Genomic DNA, 21019 nt, shown 5'->3' on the forward strand with positions numbered 1-21019 from the left:
AGATTAAATTTAAAAATTAAAGAGATAATAAGATTCAATCGGTGCTATTTAGATTTCACAACATTTGTCAAAGAGCCAATCTATTTAATTAATTATTTCTAAATATATATCTAAACTTCTGTTTAATGATTCAGATACTAAGTCAATAAAATCATTATAATTCCCAGTAGTATGTGCTTTATCTAGGCTTTCATAGTATTTAACCCTATCTTCATTTTTAATTATTATTATTGGGAAACCAGCTTTTATTAATTCAAAATTCAATAATATTCTAGCTGTTCGACCATTTCCATCAATAAATGGATGTATTTTAACAAAATCAGTGTGTAATTTGGCAGCTCTTTCTATGGTATGAAGAGTTGAGCTTTTATCATAATACCAATTAATTAGTTCTTCCATTTGATCATGAATAAAAACTGGTGCTGGAGGTACATGCTCAGCTCCACTTATTACTATTTTCTCACTTCTATATTTACCTGCGTTTTCATCATCTATTCCTTTAAGTATTAGATAGTGTATATTTTTTATTTGCCTTTCTGATAGTTTTTCACTTTTATTAATTATGTCTTCCATGTAATTAATAGCTTCTTTATGGTTTACAACCTCTAAATGTTCTTTTAATGTTTTTCCACCTATAGTTATACCATCTTCTAGTACTACTTTTGTTTCTGATAAGGTTAAAGTATTACCTTCTATTGCATTTGAATTGTAGGTCCATTCCAAAAAAAGTTTTTCCTTTAAGCTTTTTAAAGTGTTTTTTGGCAGTGGTCTCTTTTCTTCAATCTTTTTCTTTTTTTCATCAATAATATCAAACATAATCATTCTCCTTCCTAACTCAAAAAATAAAAAATTAGATTCCATTTACAAACAGACGCTCTTGAGGCAGCTTTAAACTTTTTGGTCAAAATTGATGAAAATATATCACAATTAAAAGATTTCCCTTGCAAAAGCAAAAAAACTGAAGATGAAAGTTTAAAATCTAAAGGATATCAGATGCTTGTTATAGGAAACTATCTTGTGTTTTATGTAGTATTTGAAAATAAAAAAATAGTAGAAATCAGAATAATTTTACATGGCAAACGAAAATATAAATTTTTATTATAAAATAAAATTTTCAGTTAGCTCAATGTCACATAACATCCCTGAGATTTAAGAAGTTCATGAGGCTTAGGACGACTGCCCTTGCCGAATAAATTTGCAATGCAGCGACGTAGGAGCGAAATCGGAAACCTTGCTGTTAGGTGAAGTTTGGCGATCTTTAAAATCTATATATTCAGAATAAAAACTACTAACATTTATAATTTTTTAATCTATTCTAAATTATTCATTTTAAAAACTAAAAGCTATATTTAAAACTCATTAAAATTTACCAAATCTTTTTTTAGTCATAAATTTCCATGAAATAACAACTATCACTAAAGAGATCGCAGCCTCAACACCAAATTCAATTAGTTCAATTTCAAAACTAGTATTGGCAAAAGATAAAATTTCTCTCATTGCATTTCCCAAACCATGATATAAAACTGCAATAATACCTACTTGTCCAGCAGCATTATAAAGCCAAGCATAAAAAACTGAACCAACCAAGATGGATAGATTAAAAAACCAAAAACCTGAAGTAGCAAATCCTACAGAGTATTGATAAGTCCCTTCTAATAAAAAAAGTGGCATATGCCATAAAGCCCAAAAGATTCCTATAATAATACTACTATTTAGTGGGGACATATTTTTTTGTAATGCTTTTTGAGCATAACCACGCCACCCAGGCTCTTCTACAGCTCCAGCTATAATTCCTATTAAAATGAAAGTAGTAGGCGGGCTAAAATAAGTAAGTTGATTTAAACTTTGAGTAAAAACAATACTACCAATTAATAACGGTAATCCAGTTAAAATTAAAATAAAGCCAATTAAATAAAAATACCATCGAATAGATAACAGTCTTACATCAAAGTTATTACGTAAAAATTTTTTTAAACTCTCATCCCAATAACCGAGTTTAACCATTATCACTGCAACTAAAAAAGGGCCTAAAAATCCTAGTAATGTTAAAATAGCGTTTGGAAATTGCAACCAGCTTTGACCAGTAAAAACTGCTCCAAACCAAAATATCCATGTCCAAATAAGAGTAATTAATAAATAATAAAATGGTTTATAATTATTTTTTCCCATTTATTTAATCTCCTAAAAATTTATATTCCATTATTCTGATAAATTATATATATCATTCTATCTTCTTTTAAATAAATTTAATTCATCTTTTATTGCAATAAATTACTCTAATATATCTTATTTTTCTTTTCAAACTTAATTCTCATTTTTAAATTAATTTATATCTAAAATCAAAAATTTAGCCCAATTTATCTAACGTCCCTGGGATTTGCGCTCGTGCCTGACTCCGTTAGGAACTGGCGTAAAGCTTGTTTTTTCATATCCGTGATTGGTTAGCCTGCAAGATTTATGACAGAAGGCATGGCACCAATTCCATGTTATGTGACGTATCATGGTTTTCATCTTAATAGATCAAGTAAATTATAGTAATAATACTTTCTATTTCTCATTTTATTATCTGAAAATATTACCTTCTCCTCTTCAAGAGTGGAAAGATATCTTCTACATGTAGAATCATGTATTCCTGTTAAGAAACTTATTGTTTTCACATTAAATATTGGCTTTTGAAACATTGCTTTAATTAGATCTACTACATTAGTACTATTTATTAAATTCATTGCATTTTCTAAATCTCTTTCATATAGATTATCAATTTCTTCAATTAGATCAATATTTTTGAGTACTTGTTTATTTACGCTTTGGAGGAAGAATTTAATCCATTCATTCCAACCATTACCCTCTTTTCTTGTTCCATTCAGCAATCTATAGTATTTATGTTTATCTTTTTCTAATACTTCACTGATAAATAAGTTGGGAGAATTTATGAGATTTACATCATATAAATACAGTGGAATTAATATACGACCAATTCTACCATTACCATCTAAAAATGGATGAATGGTTTCAAATTGAGCATGTATTATTGCTATCCTGACTAAAGATTGTAGATTGTCATTGGGATTATTAATATAATTTTCTAGGTTAGACATATAGGAATCGACTAATTGTGGCTGAGGTGGAACAAAAGTAGCAGTTTCTAAAGTGCAGCCTTCTGGACCTATAAAATTTTGAATAGAACGATATTCTCCTGGAGCTCTATTTTGACCTCGAACTCCATTACTCATTAAAATCTCATGTAATTTTTTGAAGAGACGTGTTGATATAGGATATTTTTCTAAAGCACTCTTACCATAGTTTAATGCATCATAATAATTCAAAACTTCCTGAGCATCATTGTTTTTTTCATTTTTATCAATATCAAATTCTAAAACTTCATCAAAAGTTACTTGTGTACCTTCAATTTTGCTGGACTGTACAGCTTCCTGTAAACTAAAGGGAGTAATAAGAAAATACTCATTAACTTTAGATTTTTTTAACATAACCTGATATTTACCTACATTTGTACTTGCATTAATTAGTTCATTATAAAATTCCATAGGATTAATTTGTTCTTCTATTGGTAATTCAAATGGTTTAAAAGGTTTCATTTAAATCATCCTCTCTTTTGTTTTCATTTTATATATTTTATTATAATATAATTCGTTTTATATTGCAATTATTTTCAAATTTATATTTTATGAAAATAAAAAAAGAGATTATTTGGTTTTATGATATGTCACATAACGTCCCTGGGATTTGCGCTCGTGCCTGGTTCCCTTTAGGAACTGGCGTAAAGCTTGCCTTAATATTTCTTGCTGCTTAATATTGCAAGCTTTATGACAGAAGTCATGACACCAATCCCATGTTATATGATGCCGTAGCTTTATCTATTAATTTATCAATTATTAACTTACTTCATGCAAAAGAAAAAAATCCCTGCATTTATACAGTAAATGTTTTTATATAAACTTAATTTTAAATTTCTTCTTCCTTTTATAACATATATGTGATATAATAAATTTAGAAATTGGAGTGAATAGATTATGTATAAAGTTAAGTATTATGCAAAAAATAATAAATCTCCAGTAATTGAATTTATTAAAGAACAGTCAGCTAAAGAAAAAGCTAAAATTCTAAGAGAAATAGATATTGCGCTTAACAGACTTAATTCTATCAAGTGAGGTGAAATAAAATGGAATTTATAGATCATAAAGATTTTAAAAATGAACTTTTTGAATCTAAAGAAGTTAAAGAAGAATATGAAAAACTGAATGTTATGTATGAAATAAAAAAACAAATAATCAGGTATAGAATAGAAAATGATTTAACTCAGAAAGAATTAGCAGATAGAATAGGAACTAAACAGTCTGCCATCTCTAGACTAGAAAATGATGATTATAATCCGAGTGTTGAATTTCTTGATAAGGTTGCTCACGCACTTGGTAAAAAACTTGAAATTAGATTTAATTAACAGTGCTGAAGGTTTACCGGCACTGTTTTCTTTATACTATAAATTTTTAGTTGTAAAAGCGTTTGCTACGGTTTCATATAACTCATTTCTTCACGAATATTATTTCGTCAAGATTTGTATATCTCTAAAACTAACTAATTAAATAATTTAAAATTTCACTGAATTTTTCTTCCATAAAACCGGGCCATAAACATGCTCTATTTTTGTTATTGTTGTCAAATCATCAAATTATGATTTCTTCAAAACTCTATATCCCTTTCATATCATTGGAACCGGTGACAGGACTTGAACCTACAGCCTGTGGTTTGCGATATCTGATTCAGCGGTCAAAGTGTGATTTTCCCATTCTCCATTACTATAGTTTGTGACACACCTGTTATCTATTTCATGGTAATCAAAACCAGGTTTCTCCCAATCCAGATCTTTCTTTTTCTTATGTAATTCTCTCCTTATCTAAAATTTTCTCCAACTAGGTAGTTCAGTTTGGTTAAAATTGCATCATCATCATAAAATTTAATTTCTGTTAGAGATGTATTATCTATCTGAAACTGTTTAAAATTTTGTGATTTTACCGCTAAAACGTCTCTAAGATATATTTTTATCACACCACCGTGGGTTACAACTATAAGTTTTTCTCCTTTATGCTCTTCTAAGAGCTGATTAAAAAAAGAGTTTATTCTGGCTGCAAACTCGCTAAGATTCTCTCCTCCTGGTGCTCCATTTGTCAGCGGATCAATTCTCCAGGCCTCCATATTATCAGGATATTGAGCAGCTATTTCTTCAAGCTTTAAACCCTCCCAGTCTCCAAAATCTATTTCTCTTAATTTTTTACTCTCCTTGATCTCTATATCCAGTTTATCAGCAATAAATGATGCTGTCTTTCTGGCCCGCTTGAGATCACTGCTGTAGATATGATCAAATTCATAATCTTTTAGAAATTCAGCTGTTTTTGCAGCATTTTTTATGCCGCTGACATTTAACTCTGTATCTGTCTGGCCCTGGATAATTGACTTTTTATTATATTCTGTTTCTCCATGCCTGATAAGCAGTAATTCTGTTTTTGTTGTCATTTTTATCACCCTCCTGCCCTTTAGCATTTAAATCTTTAATTAGAAATAATCTGCTTTATGATATATATTCTATAAAAAAATATTTTAACCTTTTTAAGCATATTTATTCTTCAAAATTACAGCCTTGATTATATAGTTTCCAGTGAGAGATATTTTGCTGCAACTTGATCGGTTAAATATATATCCTCAGCTGTTTTATAAAATTTTTGCCCAGCCTGATGGGCCTTTAAGGCCCTGACTTTAAATATAAGGGCTTTTTTTGTTCTTCTATGAGCAACTTTTTTTGCCTCTTCAATATTTGCACTAAGATGAACATAATTTCTATTCATAGCTTTTATACCCTGATTTAATATCTTATTTTTGACCTTAGGTGTTGTCCCATGATAAAGAAATTCTGGTGGTTTCACAGCTTTATATTCTGGATTAAGCCCTGCTATGCTGTGGCCATAATTTGCTCTAATCCTTTTTTTTCCCTCTATAAAGCTAAAACGACCCTTAGGATCGTTTTCTACAACTTCGATCAGGTCGTTTTTTGTGATTTGCTTAAATTTGTTTTCCAAAGCATTTAAAAGCTTATCTGTTTGCACAGATGCATCAGCAGCTAAGTTTAAGTCAAATGCCTCTGGATGATGGCGCAAAATATAGGCTAAGGTTTTTGAAAGTTTAGTTTTATCCATTAAAACTACACTCCTTTGAAGAAGTCTAAGTTCTTTAGATATAGATTTAGCGGCAAATTTCGCTGGCTCAAACTACCTGCACTTTTCTCGGCCCAAACGAAACTCACCGCCCTAATATTTTTTAATTTTTCAAGATTTAATCATCTCAGTAAAATTATATACTTCCTAAAGCAAGCACCACTACCATGTAAATTACACCAATAACAACAGAATAACGAATAGCTTCTTCTTTTGCCTGTTTTTTTAGCTGTGATTTATCCTGATCATGACTGTTGCTGACAGTTTTTATAAAAAACCAAGCCAATCCAACACTTAAGATGATTACTGTTAAAGAAATCACTCGGAAAAATGTCACTTCAGTCACCTCTTTCACCTCCGGATTAAATATAGAATTTCACACTCTTTATTCAAACTTTTTATCCAGAATTGGTACAAAGATATTCATAATTAAAATTCCAAAAGCAGTTCCTTCAGGCAGCCAGCCCCAGAACCTCATAGACATAATGATAATAGCTATTCCTATACCAAATACTATCTGTGCACCTGGCCGACGGGGAGAAGACATAGGATCAGTAGCATAGAAAAAAGCACCGATCATTAAACTACCTGTAAATAAATGAAAAAAAGGATTATGTCCCATCAACAGAGCAAAAAGCGCTGCTGTGACCAGAATACTAGCCGGTATTCTCCAGCGGGCGTACTTTTTATAAACAATATAAATACCACCCAAGAAAATTAATAAAGCAGACATTTCTCCTAAACTACCTGGTACTAAACCAAAAAATGCATCATTTATAGCTATCATCTCACCTGTTTCCCAAAAATTACCCAGAGGTGTAGCAGTACTCACCATATCAATTCTTGACTGCCAAGGACTAAGAGCAGCTGGAAAAGCAAAAATTAAAAATAATCGTCCTAACAGAGCTGGATTAAATAAGTTCTTGGCAAAACCACCAAAAAGTTGTTTACCCACTATAATCCCAAAGGCAACAGAAATAACTGCCGCATAAACAGGGGTAGAAGGTGAAAGCGTAAAGGAAAAAAGCAGACCAGTTACAACCGCACTGAAATTATTTATTTTTATCGGACGGCCTGCTGCTTTTTGATAGATAGTTTCTGCGACCACAGCTGCGATTATAGAGGCCGAAATAAGTATAAGAGCAGAAAGCCTGTAACTATAAATAGCATATATAGTTACCGGTAATAAAGCCAGCAAAACTCCTTTCATCATTTTCATGATCTTTTACCTCCAATTATTGATTTATTTTATCTTGTCTGTTATTGTTTATGATTTAATCAAAATATAACAGATTAGCTCAATAATTGCAAATCATTATCAATAGTTAGGATCATGCTAGATTCACAGTTTTAAAAGTTATAAATAAATTCGCAAGTTTCTTTTTGTTTTTTCACTTGGTTCATAATAGTCGTCTGAATCTTTTTCGGACACTATTCTTTGGCTAAGTTTGCGGCTAATATAAGGCTGAATTTTTTCACTCTCAATATACTCATCACTAAAATATTTTGCTATTATAAGTTGTCAATTCTCTCCTTTACATAAACTATATCTTCCTTATCAATATCATTTTCTTCTTTAAGTGCAAGCTGATAGATCTTTCTAGCCTTCTCTTTATCCATAAGATCTTTTGCAGCAAAATCACCATATTGATCTCCCCAAGCAATATATCCCCAGGCCCAATTTGGATAATCCTTAATTATCTGTTTGAATAACGAATTCTTCTTTGTTAATATTTACCCCATAATATTTCAACCTAGAAATTATTGTGTCTGTATCTAATTTTTTACATCGTCTAGGTTTATATGTGTTTTTGGGTTTTCAAATTTAAGTATTTCTTTATCTATACAGCACTTCTTATATTTCTTAGCACTTCCACAAGGACACTTATCGTTTCTACCAAGAATAGCCAAAATAATTACCCCCTATATAGTTTGTTTATTAACATTATAATACCTCTAACCCTATAATGTAAATTGTAGAATGCTTTTATCTAATATTATTTTTGACTCAAATTATTTATATACTCTGCTGCTTCTTTTAAGCGATCTTTTTGGACAGTATAGTGAACAAAATAGCCTTTTTTTTCGCCCCGAACTAAAGCAACTTCTCTTAGAATTTTAAGCTGTTGAGAAACTGCTGATTCCGATATCTCTAATCTTTTAGCCAAAGCCTTAACACAAAAACTTTTCTCTAGAAGCAGTTCTATAATTTCTAGCCGTCTTGAGTCTCCTAAAGCTTTAAGCAAATTGATTATTTCAGCCAAAGTTAACACCTCTTTCTTCGCTTATTATTTATTATAATGAAATCATTATATACTCACTCATTATTAAGCAGCTGCTTATTAACCAGCTCTTTATATATCTCATTTTCTTTAAGTAGTTTTTGATGGCTTCCTGAGTCAATTAATCTTCCTTCTTTCATAACTCCAATCCTTTCTGCCTTCTTTAAGGTCGCAAAACGATGGGCAATAATTAAAACAGTTCTTCCAGATAAAAGTTCATCCATCCCCTCTTGAATTATTTTTTCTGTATAAAGATCAACACTTGAGGTGGCTTCATCTAAAATCAATATCTTAGGATCAACCAACATGGCTCTAGCAAAAGAAAGCAGCTGTTTTTGACCACCTGATAATTTAACACCATTTTCTCCTACCTCTGTCTGATAACCCTTAGGCATTTTTTTAATAAATTGGTCTGCATTTATTTTTCCGCAAATTGCTTCAACCTCTGCTTGACTAGCATTAGGAGCAGCATAGCGTATATTTTCTAGAATTGTACTATTAAACAAAAATACATTCTGGGGGACAACAGCAATTTTTTTACGGAGAATATCAAATGGGATATTTTTGATATTTATTTCTGAAATCAGCAATTCCCCCTCATCTAGATCATAAAGACGGGCTAATAGTTTTGCCAGGGTAGATTTTCCAGCTCCTGTTTCTCCTACTAGAGCAAAAACCTCTCCAGCTTTTATTTCAAGATTTAAATTGTCTATTACTTTTTCTTTTTCATAGGCAAAGGAAACATTTTTGAATTTAAGCTCAGCTTTGAAATCATCTTTTAACTTATTTTTGATTATTAAAGATTCTTCTTTATCAATTTCTTCCAAAATATCATCAGCTTTAAAATAATTATTGATTCGATCCAGAGCTGCTCCTGCAGACTGATAAGTATTATAGACCTGACTTAAATCAGCTAGAGGGGCAAAAAACCTGCGTACATAGGCCATAAAAGCTATTATTATACCTAAAGAAATTCTACCGCTAATTACGGCTGCTCCACCTGCTGCCAGCACAATAGCCTCACCTAAAACTTTTGCTAACTCCATCAGTGGAAAAAGTAAAGCAAAATAAGAAGCAGCTGCCAGATTGGCTTTAAAATTTTTCCAGCTTAAGTTTTTGAATTCACCTTCATTTTTGGCTTCTCGGTTTAAGGCCTGAATCAATCTAATCCCGGATAAATTCTCTTCTACATCTGCATTTAACTCTGCCAACTTTTGTCTGACATCACTATAAGCACTGCGCATTCTCTTCCCCAAAAATCTAACCGTAAAAATTACAAAAGGAATAACTATAAAGCTCAACAAAGCCAATCTATAGTCTAAATAAAGCATCACAATCATAATTCCGCTGATTGTAAAAAAATCATTAAGTAAATGAATAAAGCCTGTAGATAATAGGTCTGTCAGTGCATTTACATCATGGGTTACTGTAGACATGACATTGCCTGTACTTTCTTTTGTATAAAAGCGCATTGAAAGGGTTTGCAGATGCTGATATAGGTCATCCCTAATCTCAGCTATAACATGCTGACCTATATAGTTTGCTAAATATGTCTGGTGATAGGAAAAAAGCCAAAAAACAAGATAAGATAAAACTATTAATAAAGCAATTAAATTTAAACCACTCAAATCCCCTTGAGCAATATAGTCATCTACTGCTATCTTGGATAAATATGGGGCAGCCAAAGAGGCCAGGCTAACCATCAGCATTGCTAGTACTGCAAAAGCTATTTTAAGCTTATAAGCTTTTAAATAAGAAAAAAGAAATTTAAGAGTTTCCCTATCTAATTCTTTTAACGAAAAATCTTTTTCAGCTTCAGAAGTCATTCTTCTACCAAATCCACCTCTCATCTCCCATCACCACTTTCCTTAGCATTCTGTTTTTTTACTATATTTTCTGAATTTCTTTTTAAGCTGCTTTCTAAGCTATTAAAATATGAATCTTTTGCTTTAAGTTCTTGATAACTACCTGATTCTATTATTTCTCCATCTTTTATCACAATTATTCTATCTGCTATTTTTACTGTCCAAAGCCTGTGGGCAATGATAAAACTAGTTCTGTTTGCTAGAACTTCTTTTAAAGCCTGATTTAATTTTGATTCAGTAGCAGCATCGATGCTGGAAGTTGGTTCATCCAAAATCAAAAGTGAAGGCTGTGTCAATAATACTCGGGCAATGGCAAGGCGTTGTTTCTGACCACCAGAAAGGCTGACACCCCTTTCTCCAACAGGAGTTTCATATCCTAAGGGCAGTGATTCTATAAACTCATCAATCTGGGCCACCTGAGCAGCTTTTTTGATATCCTCAAAACTGGCATCGGGCTTTCCATAAGAAATATTTTCTCTTATCGAAGCTGCAAATAAAAAGCTCTGCTGCATTACTATTCCAATTTCTCGCCGTAATGAATCAAGTTTTAGCTCTTTTATATCATGACCATCAATTAATATTTTCCCTTGGTCAGGATCATAAAATCGTGGCAAAAGATGCAGCAGGGTTGTTTTGCCAGCTCCTGTAGGACCAACTACAGCCACTGTCTCTTTTTCTTTGACCTTTAAATTAATATTTTTTAAAACTTCTTTTCCTTTTTGATAAGAAAAACTCAAATCTTTATATTCTACATCACCAGTTATTTTATCTAGTTCCAGTGGGTTTTTTGCTTCTTTTAGATCAGATTCGCGGTCTAAAACTTCAAAAATTCTTTCGGCTGCCGCTGCAGCCTGACTACCAAAACTGATCAACATTCCAGTCTGCCTAACCGGACGCAAAAGCATAGAAATATAGCTAATAAAAGCTGCTAGAATCCCCAGAGAAATTTGATCATAAATTACCAAACGACCTCCATACCAGATTACAGCAGCAGTTCCAAGTCCCATAAAAAAATTAACATAAGGCATCCAAAAAGCAGATACTTTTGCTGCTTCAAGATTAATATTGAGATATTTTTGGTTTTCCTTTTTGAATTTTTCAAACTCATAATTTTCTCTACCAAAAAGTTTAATTACTTCGATACCAACAAAACTTTCTCTAATCATTCCAGTCAACCTAGCAAAACTTTTGCGTACCTTTTTAAACATAGGTCTTACCCTTCGAGCATAAATGATTATACCTAATATCATTAAAGGCAGCATTAAAAGATAAATTATACCTAGTCTATAATCCCAGGAATAACTGATTAAAAAAATAGCTGCTATTGTCAAAATATTAGCTGTAATAAATGTACTGCCTCGATTTATAAATTTTCTTAAGGTATCTGCATCAGCTGTCAACCTTGACATTAAATCTCCAGTTTCAGAACTATCAAAAAAAGAAAAAGAAAGGCTGTTTAAATGCTGATATAGTTCTACTCTCAAATCATGAATAATATTTTGGGCTATGTATTCTGCAAAATAACTTTTAATGAAATCAAAAATTCCTTTAATTAAAATCAAAATAACCATTAGTGCTGCAGCAATAAAAAGCTTGGTTAATTCTCCCTGAGCTATATATACATCTATTCCTTTTCTTATAAAAAGCGGTGGCACTAAAGCAAGCAGAGTTGAAATAACTACAGAAGCTGCTGTTATGAATAATTTTTTCTTATGATTAAAAGCATAGCTAATAATTCTTAAAATCGTACTATCCTGATTTTTAATCATTCTTTGACCCTCCCCGGGGCTAGCAAGCTTTGTGAGAAAACTTGAGCTTTTATCACCCAATTTAATTAAGTATTTGCTAATTTAAATTATAGTTTACTTAATCAAATTTGTCAAAAATTTAAATAAAAAAATAGCCCTTTCTAGAGAAAAAGCAGAAAAGGCTGTTTTTAAGAATCAGATTATATTTTAAAATGCAATACAGTGCTAGCCTATTTATTTTCAGAAATTGCAATCTTTTTACATCATTTCTATAAAAGCAGCTGCTAATTCTGGATCAAATTGACTGCCTGCACATCTTTTTATTTCTTCTAATGCTTCCTCTTTTGTGATTGCCTTTTTATATGTTCTTTCATTTGTCATTACATCATAGGCATCAATAATAGCTATTATTCTTGCTAAATATGGAATCTCTTCCCCTTTGATTTGGCGGGGATAGCCACTTCCATCCCATCTTTCGTGATGAGCATAAATTTCTTCTGCTATTAGAGCAAATTCTTCTGAAGAATTGGCTATATTATAGCCTCTTTCCGAATGCTTCTTAATTTTTTTCCATTCTTTTTCTGTCAATTTATCAGCTTTTTTTAATAAATCTTCTTCTATTGTTGTTTTTCCAATATCATGAAGGGTAGAAAGTAGAGATAATTTATTTAATTCAAATTTTGATAAACTTAATTTTTTACCAAAAGCTGTAGCTAATTCTATCATTCTTAAAGCGTGTTCTTTTGTTTCATTGCTTTTAACTTCTAAAGAATTAAGAAGACCCTGAACGATCTTACTTTTTGTGCTTTTGCTTTCTAATAATTTTTTTTGATACATTTGATTGTCAGCTTCTTTTAAAACAGCACTTAATTTTTTGCTCATATCTACTTTAGTAGCTGAACCTAATGCTATTGATACTGTTAGCTGCTCTTCTTTTGTTGCTTTTGCTTTTTCAGTTATTCTATCAATAATTTTTTCTGCAGCTAAACCATCTGTTTTAGGCAGCAGTATTGCAAATTCATCTCCTCCATAACGAGCTAAAATATCTTCTTTTCTCATAACATCATTTAAGATTTCCGCACTTTTACTAAGAAGCTGATCACCTTCTTGGTGGCCTAAACTATCATTGATCAGTTTCAGCCCATTAATATCTGCCATGATAATAGTGATAGGTAATTGTCTTGGAGTATCTAATCTCTCTAACTCTTCTTCAAAAAATCTTCTATTATATAGGCTGGTGAGACCATCTTTATAAGTCAAATCTCTAATTCTTTTATTATCAATATATTTAGAAAAAGCATTTACAATAGTATCTGTAAATATTTTTAATAATCTAATATATTTTTCTGTAAAGTGTTTTTTGTATTTTACAGAATCAAAACCAAAAAAACCGAATAATCTATTTTCTATATACATCGGTAAGACCAATAAAGATTTTATATTTTGTTCTATTAATATTTTTTTTATATTTTTAGCTCTGCTGCTCATTTTCTCTCTGTCTTTAATATTTATAACTTCTTTATTGTTTAATTTTTCCATCCACCAGGGGAAGTTATCGACATTTAAGTTCTGCATCTCATCTTTAAAAGATTTTACACCTTTTCTACACCACTCATGAGTATTAGATGCTTTTTTGTTTTCCTCTGAAAACTGGAAAATATAACTGCGGTCAATATTGAAAAATTCTCCTATATTCTCTAAAACATTAGTCATTTTCCGATCAATATTGGCTTTATTTACATCCATCAAATTAGAGCTTATCTCGGCAAGAGTTTTTTGAAATTGATATTGAAACTCTAGTTCTGCCCTTTGCTCTTTTCTGGCTGTTATATCGCTTTGAACAGCTATATAAGAATAGATTTCTCCTTTTTTATTTTTGATTGGTGTTATCTTCATTTCGCAAATAAATTTACTTCCATCTTTTTTCTTGTTTAATAATTCTTTTTTATATATTTTTCCGGCTGATATTTTTTCATAAATTTCTTGCTGTACTTTTTGCGGATCTTGTTCAGAATTAAAGATAATTGGAGTTTTATCTTTAATTTCCTTTAGTGAATAACCAAATAATTTTTCTGCTGCTTTATTGATATGCTTTATTTTAAAATTGGCATCTGTTATTATAACTGAATCCGAAATATTTTTCATAGCATTTGCCAAAAGTTTAATTTCTTTTTCTTGTTCTTTTCTTTCTGTAATATCAATATAGATGCCAAACATTTTTTCGGCTCTACCTTCTCTGGTCCAAGAAGTTACCTTACCCAAAATTTTTACCCAAATCCAGTCTCCACTGCTGTGCTTCATTCTTATTTCTATATCATAGCTGTCTATTTCTTTTTTGAAATGTTTAATTAACTGATTTCTGGATTTAGCTAAATCATCTGGATGAGTTAGCTTTGACCATAAATCTATTTGAGTAGGAGAAATTTCAGCTAAATCATAACCTAAAATTTCGGCCCACCTTTGATTAAAAACGGTTTCTCCACTTTGAATATTCCATTCCCAGGTTGCTGCATTGGTTCCCTGCATTATCATCTCTAATCTATTTTTTTGCTCATTTATTTTTTTATTTTGAAATATTCTACTTGTTATATCTCTAGCCGCAGCATAAATATAATTCTCCTCTAATTTAGCCTTCCATTCTATAAAATGATATGTTCCATTTTTTGCTTTAAATCTATTCACAAATTCTTTTATGCTTTTTTCTTTTTTCAATTTTGCTATTGCTTTTTTGGTAGATATTTGATCATCAGGATGGATTAGCTCAAATAGTTTTATCTCATCTAACTCTGATTTAGTATAGCCTAACAAATCTTGCCAGGTACCATTAATTTTCTCAAAATTACCATCAGTATTAATAATACAAAGCAGGTCTAAATTAACTTCAAAAAAGTTTTTCAAATCTCTTTTTTCTTTTAAAATTAAATCTTTTTGCATTTTGAATCCTCCAAACTATAATCTAAAACTTTAAACTACTTTTAAGAATATTAATTATTTAGCACTTTTATCTCTATACATCTCTTTATCAGCCTGAATGAAAATTTCTTCTAAGCTAAGGGAATAATTTTTTTTGCTGGCATATCCAATTGAAATAGCAAAAGACTTATAGTCATTACAATTATCGAATTCTTCTTTTATTCTTTCTACAATTCCTGCAGCAACTTCACTTGTGGTATCAGGAAGAATAACCGCAAACTCATCTCCTCCAATCCTAGCTATAATATCTTCGCTTCTAAAAATATTACTCAAAATATCTGCAGCTTTGATTATATATTTATCCCCTTCTTTATGCCCATAGTTATCATTAACAAATTTCAAATTATCAAGGTCTGCTACGATAATCGAAATTGGTAGGGTTCTAGCATCATTTAATCTGTTAATTTCATTTTCAAAATATCTTCTGTTATATAGACCTGTCAATTCATCATGAAAGGACAAATACTTTATTCTTTGTTGTTCTTTTTTTCTTTCAGTTATATCTTCAGCAGAAGCAACTACATATTCAACATTATTATTTGTGTCTAATTTTGGAGTTTTAGTAATTTTAAGCAGCCTTTTTTCGCCTTGATGGTTTCTGACCCATTCTTCACTTTCTACCTTTTTCATTTCCATAAATGCTTTTTTATTGCCCTCTATACAAACCGCTTTTTCTTCTTCATGAAAAAAATCATAATAACATTTACCCTGCAGTTCTTCTGGCTCAAAACCTAAAAATTCTGCATGAGCTTTATTCACTTTACCATAGGTTTTTATATCTTCAAGATACCAGATTTGGGTATCTATATTTTCTAAAAGAATATTCTGCTTCTCGTTTTTTTCCTGCAGTTCTTTTTTGGTTCTATATAATTTAATCTGAGTTTCTATCCTTGCTAAAACTATTTCTTTTTTAAATGGTTTTGAAATATAATCTATACCACCTGCAGCAAAACCTTTGGCGATATTATTGTTTTCAGCAAGAGAACTTATAAAAATAATAGGTACTTCTTTTGTTTTATAATTATTTTTAAACTTTTTGCAAAGCTCAAAACCATTCATGCCCGGCAGGACAATATCTAAGAGTATTATATCAGGCTGCAGGTCTTGAATTTTCTCTAAAGCCTCTTTTGCATCAGCAGCTGAGTTGATTAGATAATCTTTTTCTCTTAAAATATCTTTTAAAATAGCAGTATTTAATAAATTGTCTTCAACAATAAATATATTTGGCTTTTTCATTTGAATTACTCCTCTGCAAATAATAATTTAACTACACTTATTACTCTATAATCTGCAAAAAAACATCAATTACTTCTGGAGAAAACTGAGTCCCCTTATTAACTTTTAATTCTTTGATGGCTTTTTCTTTTTCTAATGCATCTCTATAAGCCCTTTGCGATCTCATAGCATCCCAAGAATCAGCAACCTGTAATATTTGTGATATTAATGGTATTTGCTTTTTAGCAAGACCTTCTGGATAACCCCTGCCATCCCATCTTTCGTGATGATACTTTATATATTTTGAGATTGGTTGCAAAGTTTCAGAGTTTTCAAGAGCCTGACTGCCCCAAATAGGATGTTTTTGAACTAACTCATACTCCTTATCACTTAAAGATGTTTTTTTGTTTAATATTTCAATAGGAAGAATCAATTTACCTAAATCATGCACCAAGCCTGCCCAATAAACTTCATTTATTTCTTTTGGTGAGAGCTCCATTTTTACCGCTATTTTTGAAGCTAAATCAGCTACATTTTCAGAATGTCCTTTTGTATATAGATCATACATTTCGAGTAATTTTACTATCGAGCTAACTAATTCTTTAGTGAATTGTTTTTGAAGATTATTATAATTATCCAGACTGTAAAAAATAGAAGCCAAATTGTGAAAAGCTCTAAATGTTTTTAAAGATTGTATGGTAAATTTATTTTTGCTTTTAGAATCAATTTCTAAACTTAAGCTGGCTCTTTTTTCTCCAGCAACTTCTAAATCCATCTGCATTATTTCTTTTAGCTCAAATTTTTGCTTTTTTAGTTTTGCTAGTTCATTTTTCTCAATATATTTTTCTGCCCGTTTTGACATTTCCCTAAAATCTATTATTTCAACATCTTTATATTGATTAAAAAAAGTTGCAGCCGGAATATCAATTTTATTAAGTTCTTCTTTATCATGCCCAATACAGTTTATAAAATTAATATTACCTGCTTTATAATTATAGATGCTGCCATAATCAGCTTCTGGAATAACTTCTATGGCCGTATTTAAAAGGTTTTCCAGAAAAGATTTTTCATTACCATAATTTAAATCATCTTCATTTGCAAAGAGTTCAATCATCTTAATATATCTTTGGTTAAGCTCATTAATATTTTTAATCGATTGATCTAATGTTGCATTGATCGCTTCTAGTTGTTCGTTTTTTTGCTCTAAATCTTTTTTTGTTTGCAGTAATTCATTTTCTTTTTTCTTTCTGTCAGTTATATCTCTTGCTATTGTCAAAAGATAAGAATCTCCATTATTTTGATAGTGGCAAATATTTAATTCGACCGGAATAACCTCACCTGAAGAAGTTCTATGTTTTGTTTCTAAAACTATTTCTTCTGTAAAAGGTATAGCATAGGCTATTTGTTTGCGAACTTTTTCTGCAAACTCTGGTGTATCTATATCTTTAGGAGACATTTCTAATAATTCTTCTTTAGTATATCCCAGCATTTTAGAGGCTTTATTATTAACTTTTATAAAATTACCAAACTCATTATTAGCCTTAATTTTGTGTAAATAAACTGCATCATTTATCTGGTTAAATAAAAATTGATATTCAATTTCTTTTTCTTTTATTTTTTCTTTGAATTTACCTTCTCTTTTTTTGTATTCTTGGATATTTTTAAGCCAAGTAGAAATTTCATATTCTACAATTTTATTATCTCTATAACCATCTGGTTTTATATAATAGGGGTTTTCATGGGCTTTACCTTTCCATATTATATAATGATGTAATTCTATAATAGCCTTTATTATAGAATCATCAAATTTATTGATATTATATCTGCACATGGCCAGTACTGGATATTTACCAAAAACCAATTCATTCAATTTCCACTCATATTCAATTATTTCTTCTTTACCACCTTCAAAATTTAAAACCCAGCTTAATTCACCTGTGATACTTAAACCATTATAACCCTCTTTAAGTGATTTTATTGCTTCTTTTTTTATTAAGCTTATCATCTTTTCAGCCTTAAAAGAATTACTTAAAGCATAGGTTTCTTCACTGCTTAAGATTTGCAATTGGCCATCTGCTAAATATTCATCAATCCCTGTGATTTGACTTCTTAATTCCTTCATCAGAAGTACAGTATTTGCATCACCTTTTATATAGATGCATTTTTCATCTCTTTTTAAACTAGATCTAATAAAAGAAATAGATCTGTCGATTATTTCTGCTTCATCTTCATAAAGCAAAACACTATGGTCACCTAACTTTAATTGCTCAATATTATCAATATTTTCGTAAGCACTCTTCATTTAAATCACCCCTTATATAAAGGATTTCCAATTTTTTAAAATAGAATTATTTTCAACCTTATTATTACTATCGTAAATTTTAAAAATAATTTAAATAAAAAATAGCCCTTTCTAAAGAAAAAGCAGAAAAGGCCTTGCTAAAATAATATTAATATTTTAAATCCAACTGCAATTTTTGCTAAATTTTAAGAAATCTAGCAGCTATTTGATCTAATATTTCTGGCTCTTTTATCATTTTGATACTTTTCTCCCACAATTCATTCTGTAGATTATTATCATAAGCTGCTGCTGTTGCTTTCTGTTTCTTTTTATTGACAAAAAAGTGACCACTTTCTCCTTTTAACTCAGCAGATGAAGCTAAATAGACCGGGGTTTCTGCTCCACTTTTGACAGATTCTCCTCCTGGGCCCCAAACCTGATGCAGCAGTTTAGTACTGATCACACCCGGATGAAGGGTATTAACATAATAATTATCTAATATTTTTGCCAGTTTAAAAGTAAATAAAAGCATTGCTAATTTAGAATCATAATAAGCTTGGCTGCCTTCATAATTATCTGGATTCCAGACTTTATCAAGATTTATATTATCGGAATGGGCCATAGAAGCAAGATTAATTATTCTCCTATAGTCTGACTGCTCTAATAAGGGAAAGAGCAGCAAAGTTAAAATAAAATGTGAATGATAATTAACAGCAAAAGATTTTTCTATGCCGGCTTCATTAAGCTCAAAACTTTCTTTATGCAGTGCCGCATTATTGATTAAGACATCTATTTTATTTTCTTCCGCTTTTAAATTATTGCTCAAATCTAAAATTTCTTTTTGTGACTCTAAATCTGCTAAGGCTATTTTATGCTCAGCTTCAGAATTAAGATTCTCCAGCTCTTTTAATGTCTTTTGAGCTTTAGCTGCACTCCTTCCATGAATAATTATCCTCTTTCCTTTTTTAGCTAATTCTTTGGCAGTTGCTTTACCAATACCATCTGTTGCTCCCGTTATTAAAATATTTTTCATTATTACCACCTTTTCTTTATAAATTTATTAATATTTTTCTGCTTAATTATTCGAAAAGTAGTAAATCCAACCCTCTTCTTTTATCGCTTCAGTAATTTTTCTGGTCCCACAAGTTCGGGCAGACTATCTATATCAGCAGCATAGGCTAAAGCCATTATAGCACAAAGGGCTGAATCATAAGCATCTGTTCCCTCAGCAGCTCTATCTGCTATCATAGTTTTAAAAGGTTCCTCTGCAGCTGAATATCTGTTACCTGCTCAATAATATATTCTAAAGAAAAAGTAGAAGCAGCTGGAATTCCTAATTCAATCGATTTTCCTAACCACTTATATTCTTTTTTATCATAATTCCACTGGATAATAGAAAATCCATGGTTATTTCCCATCCAGCCCCCTACATCCCAACCAATAGCTAATAACTTATCTCTCAAATTATATTCCTCCTAAAAAACTAGTTATTTAAACTGTATTAGCTTTAATTGTTTTTTGCAAGTAAGTAAATTACGCTTTTCAAAATTATAAACCCTATGCTAAATTAAAATATAAAGTATAGCATTTAACTTAATCCAATCAAAAAAGATGTTATTCTATTAATAGGTAAAAAAAGGAAGGAGTTTTAGAAATGAGATTAAAAGATAAAAGTATTGTGATTACTGGTGGAGCTGGTGGAATTGGATTAGCTACAGCAGAGAAAATGCTTTCTCAAGGTGCTGAAAAAATTCTATTAGTTGATTTAAATAAAGATCTTTTAGAAAAAGCTGCTGAAAAATTGGATAGTAAAAAAGTTGAAATTATCACAGCTGATGTAAGTAAAAGTAAGGATGTAAAAAAATATACTGAAAAAGCTATTGAGCTTTTTGGAAAAATTGACGCCTTATTTTTAAATGCTGGTATTGAAGGTGAAGTTAAAGCAATAACCGAATACCCCGAAAAACTTTTTGACAAGGTAATGGATATTAATGTTAAAGGTGTCTGGTTGGGAATTAAACACGCTTTTCCATATATGCAGGAAAATGGCGGTGGAAGTATAATAATTAATTCTTCAGTTGCAGGCTTACAGGGTAGTCCAGGAGTTAGTGCTTATGTAACAAGTAAACATGGAGTCATTGGAACCATGAAAGCAGCTGCTATTGAGGGTGCAGAGCATAATATTAGAGTAAACTCTATCCATCCTTCTCCAGTAGATAACCGCATGATGAGATCATTAGAAGAAGGATTTGCACCTGGTAAATCTGATGATGCAAAAACACAATTTGAAAATTCTATTCCACTAGGTCGTTATGCCAAAAATGAAGAAATAGCTGATCTTGCTGTATTCCTTGCTTCAGATGAAAGTAAATTTATAACTGCTTCTAAACATGTAATCGATGGTGGAATGACAGCTTAATTTGCTTTGATA

The 21019-nt window shown here is 30.8% G+C and carries 21 protein-coding genes; 4 read left to right on the forward strand and 17 right to left on the reverse strand.

Annotated elements, in window-relative coordinates; genetic code table 11:
- Nucleotides 1–84: 84 nt before the first annotated feature.
- Nucleotides 85–816: a Fic family protein gene (locus tag LJ207_RS07235; protein ID WP_229345619.1), complete on the reverse strand. Its 732-nt coding sequence runs from the start codon at nt 814–816 to the stop codon at nt 85–87.
- Nucleotides 817–849: 33 nt separating this feature from the next.
- On the opposite strand from LJ207_RS07235, the gene LJ207_RS07240 reads away from it, so the two are divergent.
- On the forward strand, nt 850–1104 hold the full coding sequence (locus tag LJ207_RS07240; RefSeq protein ID WP_369414173.1) for a type II toxin-antitoxin system RelE/ParE family toxin: 255 nt from the start codon (nt 850–852) through the stop codon (nt 1102–1104).
- A gap of 255 nt (nt 1105–1359) precedes the next feature.
- Here the strand turns inward: LJ207_RS07240 and LJ207_RS07245 are convergent, their stop codons facing one another.
- Together LJ207_RS07245 and LJ207_RS07250 are read right to left on the reverse strand one after the other, a co-directional pair.
- The gene (locus tag LJ207_RS07245; protein ID WP_229345623.1) at nt 1360–2169 is read right to left on the reverse strand and encodes a type II CAAX endopeptidase family protein; all 810 of its coding nucleotides are present in this window, start codon (nt 2167–2169) and stop codon (nt 1360–1362) included.
- Nucleotides 2170–2507: 338 nt separating this feature from the next.
- Nucleotides 2508–3596, reverse strand: a complete 1089-nt coding sequence (locus tag LJ207_RS07250; protein ID WP_229345625.1) for a Fic family protein — start codon at nt 3594–3596, stop codon at nt 2508–2510.
- A gap of 435 nt (nt 3597–4031) precedes the next feature.
- On the opposite strand from LJ207_RS07250, the gene LJ207_RS07255 reads away from it, so the two are divergent.
- Together LJ207_RS07255 and LJ207_RS07260 are read left to right on the forward strand one after the other, a co-directional pair.
- Nucleotides 4032–4169 (forward strand): hypothetical protein, encoded by a 138-nt coding sequence (locus LJ207_RS07255; RefSeq protein WP_229345626.1) that lies wholly within the window; start codon nt 4032–4034, stop codon nt 4167–4169.
- 11 nt (nt 4170–4180) lie between these two features.
- Nucleotides 4181–4459, forward strand: coding sequence for a helix-turn-helix transcriptional regulator (locus LJ207_RS07260; RefSeq protein WP_229345628.1), 279 nt, complete (start codon nt 4181–4183; stop codon nt 4457–4459).
- Between the two features lie 449 nt (nt 4460–4908).
- Here LJ207_RS07260 and cobC read toward each other — a convergent pair whose 3' ends face one another.
- From cobC to LJ207_RS07325, 14 genes are all read right to left on the reverse strand, one after another.
- Complete coding sequence (gene cobC / locus LJ207_RS07265) at nt 4909–5529, reverse strand: alpha-ribazole phosphatase (RefSeq protein WP_229345629.1); 621 nt, start codon at nt 5527–5529, stop codon at nt 4909–4911.
- A gap of 128 nt (nt 5530–5657) precedes the next feature.
- Nucleotides 5658–6206: an RNA 2'-phosphotransferase gene (locus LJ207_RS07270; RefSeq protein WP_229345631.1), complete on the reverse strand. Its 549-nt coding sequence runs from the start codon at nt 6204–6206 to the stop codon at nt 5658–5660.
- Nucleotides 6207–6360: 154 nt separating this feature from the next.
- Nucleotides 6361–6570, reverse strand: a complete 210-nt coding sequence (locus tag LJ207_RS07275) for a hypothetical protein (protein WP_229345632.1) — start codon at nt 6568–6570, stop codon at nt 6361–6363.
- Between the two features lie 39 nt (nt 6571–6609).
- Nucleotides 6610–7443, reverse strand: a complete 834-nt coding sequence (locus tag LJ207_RS07280; RefSeq protein WP_229345634.1) for an RnfABCDGE type electron transport complex subunit D — start codon at nt 7441–7443, stop codon at nt 6610–6612.
- A 557-nt stretch (nt 7444–8000) separates the two neighbouring features.
- The gene (locus tag LJ207_RS07285; protein ID WP_229345636.1) at nt 8001–8135 is read right to left on the reverse strand and encodes an SEC-C metal-binding domain-containing protein; all 135 of its coding nucleotides are present in this window, start codon (nt 8133–8135) and stop codon (nt 8001–8003) included.
- Between the two features lie 86 nt (nt 8136–8221).
- Nucleotides 8222–8497 (reverse strand): ArsR/SmtB family transcription factor, encoded by a 276-nt coding sequence (locus tag LJ207_RS07290; RefSeq protein ID WP_229345638.1) that lies wholly within the window; start codon nt 8495–8497, stop codon nt 8222–8224.
- A gap of 44 nt (nt 8498–8541) precedes the next feature.
- On the reverse strand, nt 8542–10356 hold the full coding sequence (locus LJ207_RS07295) for an ABC transporter ATP-binding protein (protein ID WP_229345640.1): 1815 nt from the start codon (nt 10354–10356) through the stop codon (nt 8542–8544).
- The gene (locus tag LJ207_RS07300) at nt 10353–12140 is read right to left on the reverse strand and encodes an ABC transporter ATP-binding protein (RefSeq protein ID WP_229345642.1); all 1788 of its coding nucleotides are present in this window, start codon (nt 12138–12140) and stop codon (nt 10353–10355) included. Before LJ207_RS07300 ends, LJ207_RS07295 begins: the two co-directional genes overlap by 4 nt.
- A gap of 237 nt (nt 12141–12377) precedes the next feature.
- Complete coding sequence (locus tag LJ207_RS07305) at nt 12378–15053, reverse strand: PAS domain S-box protein (RefSeq protein ID WP_229345644.1); 2676 nt, start codon at nt 15051–15053, stop codon at nt 12378–12380.
- A gap of 54 nt (nt 15054–15107) precedes the next feature.
- Nucleotides 15108–16328, reverse strand: a complete 1221-nt coding sequence (locus tag LJ207_RS07310; RefSeq protein WP_229345646.1) for a GGDEF domain-containing response regulator — start codon at nt 16326–16328, stop codon at nt 15108–15110.
- Between the two features lie 40 nt (nt 16329–16368).
- On the reverse strand, nt 16369–18609 hold the full coding sequence (locus LJ207_RS07315) for an MEDS domain-containing protein (protein WP_229345648.1): 2241 nt from the start codon (nt 18607–18609) through the stop codon (nt 16369–16371).
- A gap of 178 nt (nt 18610–18787) precedes the next feature.
- Nucleotides 18788–19621 carry an SDR family NAD(P)-dependent oxidoreductase gene (locus tag LJ207_RS07320; protein ID WP_229345650.1) on the reverse strand — a complete coding sequence of 278 codons (834 nt, stop codon included), beginning with the start codon at nt 19619–19621 and terminating at the stop codon, nt 18788–18790.
- Nucleotides 19622–19701: 80 nt separating this feature from the next.
- Entirely contained in the window at nt 19702–19836 is a 135-nt protein-coding gene (locus LJ207_RS12325; RefSeq protein ID WP_255666801.1) for a hypothetical protein, read from the reverse strand.
- Nucleotides 19833–20051, reverse strand: a complete 219-nt coding sequence (locus tag LJ207_RS07325; RefSeq protein ID WP_229345652.1) for a hypothetical protein — start codon at nt 20049–20051, stop codon at nt 19833–19835. Before LJ207_RS07325 ends, LJ207_RS12325 begins: the two co-directional genes overlap by 4 nt.
- Nucleotides 20052–20242: 191 nt before the next feature.
- On the opposite strand from LJ207_RS07325, the gene LJ207_RS07330 reads away from it, so the two are divergent.
- Nucleotides 20243–21007 (forward strand): SDR family NAD(P)-dependent oxidoreductase, encoded by a 765-nt coding sequence (locus tag LJ207_RS07330; protein ID WP_229345654.1) that lies wholly within the window; start codon nt 20243–20245, stop codon nt 21005–21007.
- Nucleotides 21008–21019: the final 12 nt, after the last annotated feature.

The sequence above is a fragment of the Halanaerobium polyolivorans genome, from assembly GCF_020711195.1.
Taxonomy (GTDB): Bacteria; Bacillota; Halanaerobiia; order Halanaerobiales; family Halanaerobiaceae; genus Halanaerobium; species Halanaerobium polyolivorans.